At 71.0% G+C, this 14631-nt stretch carries 12 protein-coding genes; 2 read left to right on the top strand and 10 right to left on the bottom strand.

The window, feature by feature from the left end:
* Positions 1–71 precede the first annotated feature (71 nt).
* The 8 genes from pstS to mshD form a co-directional block, all read right to left on the bottom strand.
* Positions 72–1196, bottom strand: coding sequence for a phosphate ABC transporter substrate-binding protein PstS (gene pstS / locus DEJ47_RS17800; RefSeq protein WP_150169533.1), 1125 nt, complete (start codon positions 1194–1196; stop codon positions 72–74).
* A 363-nt stretch (positions 1197–1559) separates the two neighbouring features.
* Positions 1560–2018 carry an NUDIX hydrolase gene (locus tag DEJ47_RS17795; protein ID WP_150169532.1) on the bottom strand — a complete coding sequence of 153 codons (459 nt, stop codon included), beginning with the start codon at positions 2016–2018 and terminating at the stop codon, positions 1560–1562.
* Positions 2015–3136, bottom strand: coding sequence for a CHAD domain-containing protein (locus DEJ47_RS17790; RefSeq protein ID WP_150169530.1), 1122 nt, complete (start codon positions 3134–3136; stop codon positions 2015–2017). Before DEJ47_RS17790 ends, DEJ47_RS17795 begins: the two co-directional genes overlap by 4 nt.
* Complete coding sequence (locus DEJ47_RS17785; protein WP_398337630.1) at positions 3117–5489, bottom strand: RNA degradosome polyphosphate kinase; 2373 nt, start codon at positions 5487–5489, stop codon at positions 3117–3119. The genes DEJ47_RS17790 and DEJ47_RS17785 overlap by 20 nt, the downstream gene beginning before the upstream one ends.
* Positions 5490–5603: 114 nt before the next feature.
* Positions 5604–6623 (bottom strand): hypothetical protein, encoded by a 1020-nt coding sequence (locus DEJ47_RS17780; RefSeq protein ID WP_150169528.1) that lies wholly within the window; start codon positions 6621–6623, stop codon positions 5604–5606.
* Complete coding sequence (locus DEJ47_RS17775; protein WP_150169526.1) at positions 6620–7534, bottom strand: ABC transporter ATP-binding protein; 915 nt, start codon at positions 7532–7534, stop codon at positions 6620–6622. The genes DEJ47_RS17780 and DEJ47_RS17775 overlap by 4 nt, the downstream gene beginning before the upstream one ends.
* Positions 7531–7965: a GntR family transcriptional regulator gene (locus DEJ47_RS17770; protein WP_150175712.1), complete on the bottom strand. Its 435-nt coding sequence runs from the start codon at positions 7963–7965 to the stop codon at positions 7531–7533. The genes DEJ47_RS17775 and DEJ47_RS17770 overlap by 4 nt, the downstream gene beginning before the upstream one ends.
* A gap of 111 nt (positions 7966–8076) precedes the next feature.
* Positions 8077–9015: a mycothiol synthase gene (gene mshD, locus DEJ47_RS17765; RefSeq protein ID WP_150169524.1), complete on the bottom strand. Its 939-nt coding sequence runs from the start codon at positions 9013–9015 to the stop codon at positions 8077–8079.
* A gap of 174 nt (positions 9016–9189) precedes the next feature.
* On the opposite strand from mshD, the gene DEJ47_RS17760 reads away from it, so the two are divergent.
* Both DEJ47_RS17760 and DEJ47_RS17755 read left to right on the top strand, forming a co-directional pair.
* Positions 9190–11025, top strand: a complete 1836-nt coding sequence (locus tag DEJ47_RS17760; protein WP_150169522.1) for a bifunctional metallophosphatase/5'-nucleotidase — start codon at positions 9190–9192, stop codon at positions 11023–11025.
* A gap of 91 nt (positions 11026–11116) precedes the next feature.
* Positions 11117–12364 (top strand): DUF2993 domain-containing protein, encoded by a 1248-nt coding sequence (locus DEJ47_RS17755; protein WP_150169520.1) that lies wholly within the window; start codon positions 11117–11119, stop codon positions 12362–12364.
* A 2-nt stretch (positions 12365–12366) separates the two neighbouring features.
* On the opposite strand, the gene DEJ47_RS17750 is transcribed toward DEJ47_RS17755, so the two are convergent.
* Both DEJ47_RS17750 and DEJ47_RS17745 read right to left on the bottom strand, forming a co-directional pair.
* Positions 12367–13827 (bottom strand): sensor histidine kinase, encoded by a 1461-nt coding sequence (locus DEJ47_RS17750; protein WP_150169518.1) that lies wholly within the window; start codon positions 13825–13827, stop codon positions 12367–12369.
* On the bottom strand, positions 13824–14561 hold the full coding sequence (locus DEJ47_RS17745) for a response regulator transcription factor (protein WP_150169516.1): 738 nt from the start codon (positions 14559–14561) through the stop codon (positions 13824–13826). Before DEJ47_RS17745 ends, DEJ47_RS17750 begins: the two co-directional genes overlap by 4 nt.
* Positions 14562–14631 lie beyond the last annotated feature (70 nt).

Genomic DNA, 14631 nt, shown 5'->3' with positions numbered 1-14631 from the left:
GCTCCGTGGCGGCGGTGCACCGGACGGTGCGGCCGGCCCTGGTTCCGCGGGGCCGGCCGCACTCGGTTCAGCTAGCTCAGGCCCGCGACGGTGGAGCGGACCTTGGTGATGATCTCGGCCGGGATCGGCGCGTAGTCGTTGTCCTTGAGGACCTGCTGGCCGTCCTCGCCGGCGATGTAGGTGAGGAAGGACTTGGTGGCGGCGAGGGTGTCCTTCTTGTTGCCCTTCTCGCAGACGATCTCGTACGTCACGAGGGTGATCGGGTAGGCGCCCTCGGCGGTCGGCTTGTAGTTCAGCTCCAGGGCGAGGTCCTTGCCCTTGCCGACGACCTTGGCCTCGGAGATGGCCTTGGAGGCGTTGTCGACGGTGGCCTTCACCGGCTCCTTCGCCTCGGTCTTCAGGTCGACGGTCTTGACGCCCTCACCGGCGTAGGAGAGCTCGAAGTACGAGATGGCGCCCGCGGTCTGCTTGACCTGACCCGCGACACCGGCCGAACCGTTCGCGGACTGGCCGCCCTTGGGCTCCCACGACTTGCCCGGCTCGTAGGGCCAGGCGCTCGGGGCGGCGCCCTTCAGGTACTTGGTGAAGTTGTCCGTGGTGCCGGACTCGTCGGAGCGGTGGAAGGGCTGGATCTTGGTGCTGGGGAGCTTGGCGTCGGGGTTGAGCTTCTTGATCGCCTTGTCGTCCCAGGACTTGATCTTGTTGTTGAAGATGTCGGCCAGGGTCTTGGCGTCCAGGGTCAGGCTGTCGACGCCGGGGACGTTGTAGCCGATGGCGATCGGGCCGCCCACCATGGGCAGGTCGATGGCCTGGCTGTTCGAGCAGACCTTCTTCGACTTCTCGATCTCGTCGGGCTTCAGCGCCGAGTCCGAACCGGCGAACGCGGTCTGGCCCTGGAGGAACGCGGTGATGCCGGCGCCCGAACCCGTCGGGTTGTAGTTCAGCTGCACGTCCTTGCAGTTGGTCGTGTAGACCTTCCGCCAGGCGTCGATCGCGTTCTTCTGTGCGGACGAGCCGGAGGCCGCGAGCTGGCCCTTGGCGTCGTCGCACTTGATGTTGGCGTTGGCGTTGGTCTCCTTGCCGCCGTCGCCGGAGCTGGTGTCGTCGGAGCCGCACGCCGTGAGGGCCAGGGCGCCGGAGACGGCGAGGGCGCCGAGGGAGAGGGCGCGGAGCCGGTTCTTGCGCTGAAGCTTCACTTCGGGTCTTCCTTCCGGGAGCCGCCGACCCTTTGCTGGCGGCGTGCGATGACTTGCGTCGTGTTGTAAGGCCGAAATTAGGCAGGGCAGGTGAAGCGGCCGATGGGCACGAGTGAACGGCGGGTGAACCTCGGCGGTCGGCCCGGTTAGACTTTCCGCTACAAAAAGTAGCTGATCCACTACGCGGAGTCAGGCTTGCTGGTCGTGCGTGAGCGCCGGATACGATCAGCGCATGATCTACCCGTTCCTCGGCGGCGTCGCCGTCTGGCTCGCCATCGCCACCACAGCTGTCTGGGTCGGCAGGGCGTACTGCAGGGAGTGCCGCGCGCGGCGGCGTACGGCTGCTTAGTCGGTCCGGACCGCTCAGGCCCTGCCCCGCGGTGCGGCCAGGGCCGCCAGCAGGTCGGTGACGAGTTCGGCGTCCCGCTCGCGCGTCAGCAGGCGGCGGGCCTCGTCGGGCGACAGCCACCGCAGGTGCGACACCTCGGAGTTGGGCACGAACGTGCCGGAGAGCGCCTCGGCGGCCCAGTAGCGGACCTCCTTGGGGCGGTCCTGCGCGTCCCGGTAGTGGGCGGTGGGCAGTTCGGCGCCGAGCGCGCACGTCATGCCGGTCTCCTCCAGCACTTCGCGCAGCGCCGCGTCCCGCGCCGTCTCCCCGCGCTTCAGCTTGCCCTTCGGGTGGGACCAGTCCGACCACTTGGGCCGGTGCACCAGGGCGAGTTCGATGCCGCCCCGCCCGGAGAGGGCCGGGCGCCACAGGACGCAGCCGGCCGCGAGGACCGTGCCCTCCTCGCCGGTCCGCTCTTCTTTCCCGTACGTCACCGGGTCCTCCTGGTCTCCTCGCGCAGCCACGCCCGCTGGAACACGAACCGGGCCGCCTCGACCTCGTGGCGCTGGTCGGCGTGGAGCACTCCCAGCGCGTACGCCGTGGCGGGTGCGATCCGCGGGGTCCGTGCCGCGTGGGCCGCCGCCGCCGCCGCTGCCGCCGCCTCGCGGTGGACGTTCAGGGCGTGGCTCGCGTCCGCGATGCGTGGGTCGTGACGGTCGTGGCCGAGGAGGACCTCCTGTGCGTACCGGTACAGGCGCAGCAGTGAGCGGACCTTCAGCCAGGGGGCGTCCTGGGCGTCCGGGGCGGTGTCCGTGGGCGCGAGGCCGTGGGAGAGCGCGCCCGCGTTGTAGGGGTGGCCCGCCTGGCCGAGGGGGAGGGCGGCGACGGCCTCGGCGAGCGCCGCCTCCGCCTGGTCCGCGAGGAGCCCGAGGTCCTCCGCCGTCCCGCTCAGGGGGACCTCGCTGGCCAGGACGGCCACGTGGTCCGCCACCGCGTGGAAACGGGAGGAGCCGAACGCCTGGAGGGCGGTGGAGTGGGCGCGGGTCCTCGCGAGTGTGAGCTGTCGCTCCAGGAGGGCGGCGGCCTTGGCGGCGCCGACCGCGAGACCGCGCGGGGTGCCGCTGTCGGCGGCGCTCGGCACCGGGGGCTGCTGCGTCCAGCCGTTCTGCCGTGCCGTGCGGCCTCCCGCGCCCGAGGCGGCGAGGGCGGCCGACGCGGGCCGCGTGGCCGGGGCCGGTACCGGTGAGGGCCCCGACAGGCGGTGCAGGGCCTCCAGGAGGCGGTCCAGGCGGGTGGCGTACGCGTGTTCCTGGCCCAGCGTGCCGGAGAGCCAGGCCAGTTCGGGGCGGAGCGACGACGCCCACTCCGCGTCGAGGAGCGGACGGAACGTGTGGAGGGTGGCGCCGATGCGACGGGCCGCACGGCGCAGGGAGCGGGCGGCCTCCAGGGACTCCTCCGCGCCCTGCGCGTCCGTGCTGGACTCGCGGTGCAGCCGCAGCGAGCGGAGGAATTCCGTGGCCTGGTCCTGCAGATAGCCCGCGAGGGCCTCACCGCCGGTGCCCGGCCCCGCTCCCGTACCCGTGTCCGTCATCTCATGGTGTTGCTGTGCCACGCCGGCGCCTCCGGGCGTCTATGAGCATCTCCTGCACGTTGCGCAGCGGCTGGCCGTCCTGGTCCGCCGAGTGGCGGGTCCAGTTGCCGTCCGCGCCCAGGTGCCAGGAGGCCGTGGTGTCCGACATGCCGGTCTCGAGGAGCCGGCTGAGGGCCGCCCGGTGCGCCGGGTCCTGGACCCTGACCAGCGCCTCGATGCGGCGGTCGAGATTGCGGTGCATCATGTCGGCGCTGCCGATCCACACCTCCGGTTCGCCGCCGTTGCCGAAGGCGAAGACGCGGGAGTGTTCGAGGAAGCGGCCGAGGACGGAACGGACCCGGATGTTCTCCGAGAGCCCCTCGACGCCGGGACGGACCGCGCAGATGCCGCGCACCCACACGTCCACCTCGACGCCCGCCTGCGACGCACGGTACAGCGCGTCGACGACGGCCTCGTCGACCATCGAGTTGACCTTGATGCGGACGTAGGCGGGGCGGCCCGCCCTGTGGTGCTGTATCTCCTTGTTGACGCGGGAGATGAGGCCGTCGCGCAGGGACTTGGGGGCGACGAGCAGGCGGCGGTAGGTCTCCCTGCGGGAGTAACCGGAGAGCCGGTTGAAGAGGTCGGAGAGGTCCGCGCCGACCTCCGCGTTGGAGGTGAGCAGCCCCAGGTCCTCGTAGAGGCGGGCGGTCTTGGGGTGGTAGTTGCCGGTGCCCACGTGCGAGTACCGGACGAGGGTCTCGCCCTCCTGGCGCACGACGAGGGACAGCTTGCAGTGCGTCTTCAGGCCGACGAGGCCGTAGACCACATGGCAGCCGGCCTCCTCAAGCTTCCGCGCCCACTTGATGTTGGCCTGCTCGTCGAAGCGGGCCTTGATCTCGACGAGGACGAGGACCTGCTTGCCGGACTCGGCGGCGTCGATCAGCGCGTCGACTATGGGGGAGTCGCCCGACGTCCGGTACAGCGTCTGCTTGATCGCGAGGACGTCCGGGTCGGACGCGGCCTGCTCCAGGAACGCCTGCACGGAGGTGGAGAACGAGTCGTACGGGTGGTGCAGGAGTACGTCGCGTTCGCGAAGGGCGGCGAAGATGTCGGGGGCCGACGCCGACTCGACCTCGGCGAGGTCGCGGTGGGTGCCCGCCACGAACTTCGGGTACTTCAGCTCGGGCCGGTCCAGCTTGGCGATGCTGAAGAGACCGGTGAGGTCGAGCGGTCCGGGCAGCGGGTAGACCTCAGCCTCGCTGATCTTCAGCTCGCGCACCAGCAGGCTGAGGATGTTCGGCGCGATGGACTCCTCGACCTCAAGTCGCACCGGCGGCCCGAAGCGGCGCCGCATGAGCTCCTTCTCCAGGGCCTGGAGCAGGTTCTCGGCGTCGTCCTCCTCGACCTCCAGGTCCTCGTTCCTGGTGAGCCGGAACATGTGGTGCTCCTGGATCTCCATGCCCGGGAAGAGCTCCTGGAGATGCGCGGGCGCGGCGATGACGTCCTCGATGGGCACGTACCGCTGCGGGGACGCCTCCAGGAACCGCGAGAGCAGCGGAGGGACCTTCACACGTGCGAAGTGCTGGTGCCCGGACACCGGGTTGCGGACGACCACGGCGAGGTTCAGCGAGAGCCCCGAGATGTACGGGAAGGGGTGCGCGGGATCGACGGCCAGCGGGGTCAGGACGGGGAAGATCTGCTGCCGGAAGAGCGTGAAGAGCCGGGACTGCTCCTTCTCGGTCAGCTCGTGCCAGCGCACCAGGTGGATGCCCTCGTCGGCGAGGCCGGACGCGACGTCCTCCTGGTAGCAGGCGGCGTGCCGGGCCATGAGCTCGCGGGAGCGGTTCCAGATGAGTTCGAGGACCTCGCGGGGCTGCAGGCCCGAGGCCGAACGGGTGGCGACACCGGTGGCGATGCGGCGCTTCAGGCCCGCCACCCGGACCATGAAGAACTCGTCCAGGTTCGACGCGAAGATCGCCAGGAAATTCGCCCGTTCGAGGAGGGGCGTGTTCGGGTCCTCGGCGAGTTCGAGCACCCTCTCGTTGAACGCGAGCCAGCTGCGCTCCCGGTCCAGGAAACGCCCCTGGGGCAGCTCGGCGCCGTCGTGGCCGACCGCGGCGTCCTCGTCGTAGGCGTCGAGATCCGCGTCGATGTCGGGGTCGAGGTCGGAGACGGTGGCGGCGATGGTGGCGGGTCGGTGCGCGGCGATGGAACCCACGGAAGGCTGGGCGTGCTGCACATTTCCTTGCGTGTTCTGCTGGCTCATGGACCCATTGTTCCGCGCGGGCACGACGATGGGCGCGTCGGAGAGCGCGGGAGTGAGGCGTCGCTTCCCGTTTGCCGGGGAAGCGCTCCCGTTCTCCGGGGACGGGTCGGGCGCGGCGGGCTGCATTGAGCGAGCGTCGCAAGGCTGTCTGAATGAGTGGTTACGGCGACATGACGTGCGGGACATCGGCCGAAGGCTCCGGGGCGTCTACAGCGTGGTGCCTCCGGCCGATCGTACGGTTCAGGCCACGCGGCGGCGCAAGAAGCGGAACGCGGCGTACGTGACGGCGGCGGCCAGCAACAGCAGGATGCCGGTCTCCACGAGCTGGAGGGGCCAGAAGTGGGACGAGGGGTGGAAGTCGCTGTACCAGCCGGTGACTTGGTGCTCGGCGTAGCACGGATCGGGGTCCCTGGCCGAGTCCCAGCACAGCGACTCCGGCAGCCGTTTCCCGTCGGCGGTGAGCATGCCGCGTTCCACCAGCAGGCCGAAGTCGGGCGTGGCCCGGGGATACGTCTGTGCCCAGCTGATCGTCTCGGTCGCCCACAGGTGGGGACGGGCCAGCGGCAGCAGAACGACCGCGATGAAGGTGAAGCCCGTGGCAGCCGCCATGGCGCGCAAAACGTCGCGCGTCACGAGCCCGGCGAGGGCCCCGATGGCGAGGCCGAGCAGGGCGTACCCGATGCCGACCGTGCCCAAGGAGCCGTACATGGCCCGCTCGTACCAGGGCGCCCGGCCGTATTCGAGCTCAGGGCCGGTGGTCCACGCCCACCGCTGGACCGCGGTGAACAGCACCACTCCGCTCACCACGAGTGCGGCGACCACGGTGAGACGGGTGGCGAGCCAGCGGGCCGGGGTGACCGACTGTGTCCAGGCCCATTTGTACGTGCCCGACTCCAGGTCCCTCGCGACGATCGGTCCGGCGACGAACGCCCCGATGAGACAGGGCAGTCCGAGCATGGCCATGCCCGCGTAGTCGAGGTTCCGGTCGAACTGGAGCTCGGCGTCGAGGTAGCCGCGGACCTTGCCGCCGCAGCCCGGTGTCGTGTTCGTGATGGTGCAGTCCGTCGCCGCGAAGACGTCGGCGGCGTGGCTCACCCACAGGCGGTCGGCGGCCAGCGCGGCGGTGCCGAGCGCGAAGAGGCCGAGCAGAATCCACAGGACCGTGCGGTGCTGGCGCAGCACCGCGCGGTACGGGCCCGGGAGAGCGAAGGCGGCGCGGCGGTCCTGCCGCGCCGCGGGCGCGGTCGTCGTCGCGGTCACGCGGACACCCCCGACTCCTGCGCACCGCGTGCCACGGGCGTGCTGCCGGGGGAGAGGAGCGGTGGCGCCTCCGGTGCGCGCAGGTGGGCCAGCAACAGTTCCTCCAGGGAAGGCTCTTCGACGTCCCAGTCGTCGCCGACCGGGCCCTCGGTGCGGATGAGCGCCGTCAGGCCGCGCCCCGCGGCGCGGGACTCGACGACGGTGTGCGGGTGGAGCCGGTCCGCCGGGCCGCGGCCCGTGACCAGGCGGTGCGCGCCGATGAGGTCGTCGATGCCGCCCGCGAGCCGGATGCCGCCGCCGGACATCAGGAGCAAGTAGTCGCAGGCTTCCGCCAGTTCGCTCACGATGTGCGAGGACATGACGACCGTCGTGCCGTGCTCGGCGGCCTCCGCCATCAGCGTGCCCATCAGCTGGTGCCTGGCGAGGGGGTCGAGGTCGGCCATCGGCTCGTCCAGGAGGAGGAGTTCGGCGCGCTTGCCGAGGGCGAGGGCGAGCGCGACGCGGGTGCGCTGGCCGCCGGAGAGCGTACGGATGCGGGCGGTGCGGTCGAGTCCGCCGCCGCCGCTGACGACGCGCTCGGCGGCGGCCGTGTCCCAGATGCCGGCGTTGAGTTCGGCGCCGAGCCGCAGGGTGTCGGCGATGGTCAGCTGCGGGTGGAGCGGTTTGTCCTGGGCGACGTACGCGATGCGGGTGCGGGCTTCGGCGGGGCCCGTGCCGAGGACGCGGATCGTGCCGGACGTGGGGCGGTCGAGGCCCGCCGCGAGGGTGAGCAGCGTCGACTTGCCCGCGCCGTTCGGGCCGACGACCGCGCAGACGCGGCCGGTGGGCAGGCGGAACGTGCAGTCCCGCAGGGCGTGTCCGCGCCGGAAGCGTTTGGTCAGTGCGGTCGCCTCGATGGCGGTGTCGGTCATGCGGAGTCCCCCTGGGGTGCTTGTGATGGCCGCGGGCGCGTCTCCTGGGCCTGCGGCGCGCCGAACTGTTCTTCCAGTACGGCCGTGAACAGCGCCGCCACGTCGTCCCTCTCCAGTCCCGCCCGCCGGGCCCGCGCGGCCCACTCGGCGAGCTCCCCCCGGAGCGGCGAGTCGGCCGGTGCGGCGCCGAGCGTCCGGCGGACGAACGTGCCGAGGCCGCGCCGGGCCTCGACCAGGCCCTCGCGCTCCAGCTCTCGGTACGCCTTCAGCACGGTGTTCGGGTTGATGGCCGTGGCCTCGACGACCTCGCGGGCCGTGGGCAGCTTGTCGCCGGGTTCCAGCAGGCCGAGGCGGAGTGCCTGGCGGGTCTGCTGGACGATCTGGAGATAGGTGGCGACGCCGCTGCGCCGGTCGATGCGGTACTCGACCACTGCTTGCACCACCCTTTCACTAATTGAGTAGTGAAAGGGTGGTGCAGGAAAGGGGCGGCGTCAAGTGACGCCGCCCCCTCGGGGTGCGGAAGTACGGATGCGGTGCGGTTCCTACGACTCCGTGCGGTACATCAGGTCGGTCTCGTGCGTGACGAAGCCGAGGCGTTCGTAGACGCTCACGGCCGCCTTGTTGTCCGCGTCCACGTACAGCATCGCCGTCGGCAGACCCGCCTCCGCGAGGTGGCGCAGGCCCGTCGTCGTCAGCGCCTTGCCGAGGCCGCCGCCCTGGGCCCCCGGCCGTACGCCCACGACGTACACCTCCCCGAGCCGCTCCTCGGCGTGCACCTTCGTCCAGTGGAAGCCGACCAGTTCGCCGTCGCTCTCCCGCACGGCCAGGAAGAAGCCCGCCGGGTCGAACCACGGCTCCGCCTTGCGGTCGTCCAGGTCGCGCTGGGTCAGGGCGCCCTGCTCGGGGTGGTGGGCGAAGGCCTCCGCGTTCACCGCGAGCCACGCCTCGTCGTCCTGTCCGGGTACGAAGGTGCGTACGGAAATCCCCTCCGGCAGCGTCGGATCCGGCAGGTCCAGGTCCGCCAAGGGGCGCCGCATCTGGCGCAGTTCGCGGAAGAGGGCGAGCCCGAGCACCTGGGCCAGGTGGCGGGCCGCGGAGTGACCGCCGTGCGCCCACACGCGCAGGCGGCGGCCCGACTCGGCCAGCAGCGCGGTGCCGAGCGCCCTGCCGTGCCCGTGCCCGCGGCGCGACGGGTGCACGACGAGCTCGGCGGCGGGGGCCTCGACGGGGTCGGTGTCCTCCAGCTGCGCGTAGCCGAGGAGCTGGTCCTCGACGGTGAGCAGCAGGTGCCGGACGCCGTCGCGGGCGCCGCCGCGCAGCTGGAGCCGGCCCTGCTCGGACACCGCCTGCTGCCCGTCCGTACGGGCCGCCTCGGCGAGGAGTTCGAGCACGGCTTCGGCCTGCGCGGGGGTGAGTTCGTCGAGAGTGTCGATCTTGCGGAGGGGGGAGGGGGCGTCGGCGGCGGGGCGGTCGTGAGTCATGTTCCTATTCTGGCGGGGCGCCTCGGGGGGTGGGGTGTTCCGTGACGCACACCTTGGGGACGCTCAAGGGCAATCAGGTCGTAACCAGCGACCCTCTGTTGCGCTACGCGCGTTGACCTTAGGCTTCCGACGCTGTCTGCGTCGTCCGTACTCCTAACCCCCCGGGGGGAACACGTGTCCGCCATACCCAAGCATCGACGGCCAAGGCGTCGTGCCACCCGTGTCCTCGCCGTCGCGGCGGGGCTCGCCACCGTCGGGGCGCTGGCCGCGTCCCTGCCCGCCAGTGCGGGGCAGGATCACCCGGGCGGAGGGAGCAAGGGAAAGCACTCGCGCACCGTCGACGTGCAGCTCCTGTCGTTCAACGACTTCCACGGGAATCTGCAGCCGCCCGCCGGGTCCTCGGGCCAGGTGACGGAGCGGCAGGCCGACGGGAGCGAGAAGAAGATCGACGCCGGCGGGGTCGAGTACCTCGCCACGTCGCTGCGTACCGCCAGGAAGGGCAACCCGTACAGCGTCACCGCCGCCGCCGGTGACCTCATCGGCGCCAGCCCGCTGCTCTCCGGGCTCTTCCACGACGAGCCCACCGTCGAGGCGATGAACAAGCTCGACCTGGACGTCACCAGCGTCGGCAACCACGAGTTCGACGAGGGGGCCAAGGAGCTGGCCCGCATGCAGAACGGCGGCTGTCACCCCAAGGACGGCTGCTTCGAGAAGGGGAAGGGCGGCAAGGAGAAGAAGTTCGAGGGGGCGGACTACCCGTATCTCGCCGCCAACGTCACCGACGAGAAGACCGGCAAGCCCATCCTCAAGCCCTACTGGGTGTGGAAGCACAAGGGCGTCAAGGTCGGTTTCATTGGTGTGACGCTCGAAGGCACGCCTGACATCGTCTCCGCCGACGGCGTCAAGGGGCTGAAGTTCCACGACGAGATCGAGACCGTCAACAAGTACGCGAAGATCCTCGACAAGCAGGGCGTGAAGTCCATCGTCACGCTCATCCACGAGGGCGGCGTGCCGAAGAGCCAGACGTACAACTACGACTGCGACTCGCCCGGCGCGGGCGACGGGATCTCCGGGCCCGTCACCACCATCGCCAAGGGCATCACGCCCAAGGTCGACGCCCTCGTCACGGGGCACACCCACAACGCGTACGTCTGCACCATCCCCGACCCCGCGGGCAAGCCGCGCATGGTGACCTCGGCCTCGTCCTTCGGGAAGCTCTACACCGACACGACGCTCACGTACGACCGGAAGACCAAGGACATCGTCCGGACGAGCGTGCGGTCCGCGAACCACGTCGTCAGCCGTGAACAGGCCAAGGCCCCGGACATGACCTCGCTGATCTCGCGCTGGGACAAGCTCGCCGCGCCCGTCGCCAACAAGGCCGTGGGGTACGTCTCCGGGGACATCCCGGGGCGTGGCGCCGGCGTCCCCGAGTCCCCCCTCGGCGACCTCATCTCCGACGCGCAGCTCGCGCACGCCAAGTCCATCGACCCGGAAGCCGATCTCGCGCTGATGAACCCGGGCGGCATCCGCTCCGACATCGTGTACAAGGCGAGCGGCAGCGAGGGTGACGGCGTCGTCACGTACGGCGAGGCGTTCACCGTGCAGCCGTTCAGCAACACCGTCAATCTGGTCGACCTGACCGGCGCGCAGCTCGTCACCGGGCTGAAGCAGCAGGTCAGCGGGTCGAACGAGGCGTCGCCGAAGATCCTGCAGGTGTCGCAGGGGCTGACGTACACGCTGGACATGACCAAGACGGGCGCGGACCGTGTCGTCGCCGACTCGATCAAGCTGAACGGCAAGGCGATCGACCCGGCGGCCACGTACCGCGTCGCGATGAACTCGTTCCTCGCGGGCGGCGGTGACGGCTTCGCGGAGCTCGGCAAGGGGACGAAGCCGGTCGTCGGCAGCGACGACCTGAAGGCGTTCAACGACTACCTGACCGCCAACTCCTCTGCGGACAAGCCGATCGCGCCCCCGAAGGCCGACCGGATCACCATCGTGAAGTAGGCAATCTCACGGCCCGCAAGTACCGGCGGAAACCGGCTCTTACCGGGAGTAAGGTTTGGGGTGGGGTGTGAACGTATGGTGAGATCGCTCGATGCGTTCCCCCCACCGCATAGCCACGCATCCTCCGGATGCGCCTATCGACGACGACCGCACCGCCCGGACCGACTACAGCAATCCGTACGACGAACTGGCCGCCCTCGCGCCGAACCCGCTGGAGGACTTCCTCCACGAGGAGAAGAGCGACGGTGACACGGCCGAGGCCGAGAAGCCCTGGACTCCGCCCAATCACCGGCGCGGCAGCCGCCGCCGCAACCGCTTCGCGGGGCTTCCGCTCGCCGCGAAGGCCCTGGTCGCGGTCCTCGTGGCCGCCGCGTTCCTCGCGCTCGGCGACCGCTGGGCGCTGCTCTACGCCGAGCACGAGGCCGCGGAGAAGCTCAAGGACCAGATGAATCTGAGCGCGGCGCCCGAGGTCGACATCGAGGGGTTCCCCTTCCTCACCCAGGTCCTCGACAAGCGCGTCGACAAGGTGAAGGTCACCGTCCCCGACGTCGCGGCCGACCGGATCTCACTCGCGAAGGTCTCCGCGACCGCCACGAACGTCACCATCAACGGTGACGGGCCCACCTCCATCAAGGGCGCGAGCATCGGCGAGATGAACGGCGAGGTCCTGCTCTCCTTCGACGACCTCAACCGTGAACTGGGCGCTTCCCAGGTGACGTTCACCGGCCGCGGCAAGGACGAGGTCCTCGCGCGCGGCACGCTGCCCGTCGCCGGACACGACCTCAAGGTCCGCGCCGATGCCCGCATCCAGCGCAACGGCGACCGCGGCATCTCCACCGACATCGGCGGCATGAGCCTGCAACTCGGCGACCTGGCGACGTACCGTCCGGGTACGCGGGAGAAGGAGGGCCTGCACCTGTCGCGGAAGTCCGCCGACCGCGTCGCCGAGGAGACGTCCAAGGCCAAGGCGCTGTTGTCCGTCCCGGCGATCGTCGAGCGGCTCGGCGTACCGCGGGGCGTGGTCCGCGAGGCGCTGAAGAGCGACGCCAAGCTCAACGACCTCACGGGCTCGCCGCGCTTCGTGAACGACGTCATGGGCCTGAACCTCATCGATGTCGCGATGGGCCACCCCGAGCTCCTGAAGAAGCTCGGCCTGGACCCCGCCCTCCTGAACGGCCTCTCCCAGCTCACCCGCCCTGTCCTCGCCGACCGCCTCACCCTCGCCTTCCGGCTGCCGAAGCTGCCGGGGGCCGGGACGGTGGCGTTGCGCGACGTGACGGTGGAGAAGGAGGGCATCCGGGTGCGGATCGCGGGTTCGGGGATCGGCGTCGGGCAGTAGCGCTACAGGGCCGGCGACTCCGGTGGTGGTGTCGCCGCCCCCGGCAGCCGTACCGTCGCCACCGTTCCGCCGCCCTCCGCCGCCTCCAGCGTCACCTCGCCGCCCGACTGGCGGACCGTGCGGGCCACGATCGACAGGCCCAGGCCCGAGCCGGGGAGGGAGCGGGCCGAGGGGGAGCGCCAGAAGCGGTCGAAGACATGGGGGAGTTCGTCCTCGGGGATGCCGGGACCGTGGTCGCGGACCGTCAGACGGCCGCGGTCCAGCGTGACCTCCACCGTGCCGCCCGGCGGGCTGAACTTCACCGCGTTGTCCAGGACGTTGACGATGGCGCGCTCCAGGGCGGGGGGCTCCGCGCGGACGTACCAGGGGGCCAGTTCCGCGGTGATCGTCAGTTCGGGGCCGCGCAGCCTCGCGCGGGCGAGGGCGGTCCTGGTGAGGTCGTGGAACGGGATCACCTGGATCTTGCCGCCCCCGTCTCCGTCGCCGTCCGCGGTGCCCGCGTCGGGGCGGGACAGTTCCTGCAGGTCGCCGATGAGCGCGGCCAGCTCCGTCATCTGCGCGGTGACCGACGCGAGCAGCGCCCTGCGGTCGTCGGGCGGGATGGCCCGGCCCGTCTCCTCGCTCCTCGCCAGCAGCTCGATGTTCGTGCGCAGAGAGGTGAGCGGGGTACGGAGTTCGTGGCCGGCGTCCGCGATCAGTTGCTGCTGGAGGTCGCGGGACGACGCCAGTGAGGCGGTCATCGAGTTGAAGGACTCCGACAGGCGGGCGATCTCGTCGTCTCCCTCCACGGGGATGCGGAGGGAGAGGTCTTCGGTGCGGGCCACGTGTTCCACCGCCGCGGTGAGCTGGTCCACGGGGCGGAGGCCCGTGCGGGCCACCCACAGTCCCGCCGCGCCCGCGCCCAGGACGCCGACACCGGCGACGACGAGGAGGATCAGGGCGAGGTTGTCGAGCGTGTCGTCGATCTCGCTGTAGGGGCGGGCCACGGAGACGGCGAGCTGCAGCTGCGGGTAGTCCTCCAGCGGGTAGGTGTAGACCCGGTACTTCTCGCCGTTCGCCGCGGTGGTGTCGTGGTACGTCGCCGACCGCTCGCGCGCGGCCACCGCGGTGTCCGACGCGTCGACCTCGATGGACTGGCGGCCCAGCACGATGCAGTTCGAGCCGTTCTCGGCGACGACCTGGATGATCTGCTTGTAGAGGTCCGGCTGGTCGCGGCCCGGGATCTCCCGCAGACAGCGCGCGCCGCCCGCCACCGCGTCGATGTCGATCTGCTGGATCACCTCGCCCTGCTTCGGCCGGTTGCTGCTCAGCGCGTCGTCCAGCGAGTCCAGCAACGCGTTGCGCACCACGAACCAGCACGTCACCGCCGCCGCCGCCACCGCGAGCGCCACGGCCGTGGCCACGAGCAGTGCGAGCCGCGACCGCAGTGGCAGCCCGCGGAACCGCCGCAGGACCCTGTTCACTCGCCGCCCCGCAGCACGTACCCGACACCCCGCACCGTGTGTACGAGACGCGGTTCCCCGCCCGCCTCCGTCTTGCGGCGCAGGTACATGACGTACACGTCGAGGGAGTTGGACGACGGCTCGAAGTCGAAGCCCCAGACCGCCTTGAGGATCTGCTCGCGGGTCAGGACCTGGCGCGGGTGGGCGAGAAACATCTCCAGGAGCGTGAACTCCGTGCGGGTCAGCTCCACGGTCCGCGTACCCCGCGTGACCTCGCGCGTCGCGAGGTCCATCCGCAGGTCGGCGAAGGCGAGCGTGTCGCCCTCCGGGTCCTGTCCGGCCCCGGGAGCGTACGAACTGCGGCGCAGCAGCGCGCGGATCCGGGCGAAGAGCTCGTCCAGCTCGAACGGCTTGACCAGGTAGTCGTCGGCGCCCGCGTCGAGTCCCGTGACGCGGTCGCCGACGGTGTCGCGCGCCGTCAGCATCAGGATCGGGGTGGTCGATCCGGTGGAGCGGAGCCTGCGCGCGGCGGTCAGGCCGTCCATGCGGGGCATCTGGATGTCGAGGACGACGAGGTCCGGGCGGTACGCGGTCGCCTTCTCCAGCGCGTCGGCGCCGTCGACCGCGACCTCGGTGCCGTACCCCTCGAAGGCGAGGCTGCGTCGCAGCGCCTCCCGCACGGCGGGTTCGTCGTCCACGATCAGGATGCGTTGCTGCTCGCGGTCACCGGTGCGGTCGCCTTCGGCGGGGCTCATGGGATGCGGACTTCCTCGGGTCGGTGGGGCGGGACGGGGCCGGTATCAGCCTCGCACGCGAGGGCGGGCG

Source organism: Streptomyces venezuelae, from assembly GCF_008642355.1.
GTDB lineage: Bacteria > Actinomycetota > Actinomycetes > Streptomycetales > Streptomycetaceae > Streptomyces > Streptomyces venezuelae_B.
Note: the sequence above shows the minus strand (reverse complement) of the source record. Positions and strands in the feature narration are given on the sequence as shown.

Bases quoted from the DNA above. Each gene is read 5' to 3' on its own strand.
- DEJ47_RS17785 (WP_398337630.1), bottom strand. From the start codon at position 5,489: ATGCAGCCCGCCGCGCCCGACCCGTCCCCGGAGAACGGGAGCGCTTCC.
- DEJ47_RS17775 (WP_150169526.1), bottom strand. From the start codon at position 7,534: ATGACCGACACCGCCATCGAGGCGACCGCACTGACCAAACGCTTCCGG.
- mshD (WP_150169524.1), bottom strand. From the start codon at position 9,015: ATGACTCACGACCGCCCCGCCGCCGACGCCCCCTCCCCCCTCCGCAAG.
- DEJ47_RS17755 (WP_150169520.1), top strand. From the start codon at position 11,117: ATGCGTTCCCCCCACCGCATAGCCACGCATCCTCCGGATGCGCCTATC.
- DEJ47_RS17745 (WP_150169516.1), bottom strand. From the start codon at position 14,561: ATGAGCCCCGCCGAAGGCGACCGCACCGGTGACCGCGAGCAGCAACGC.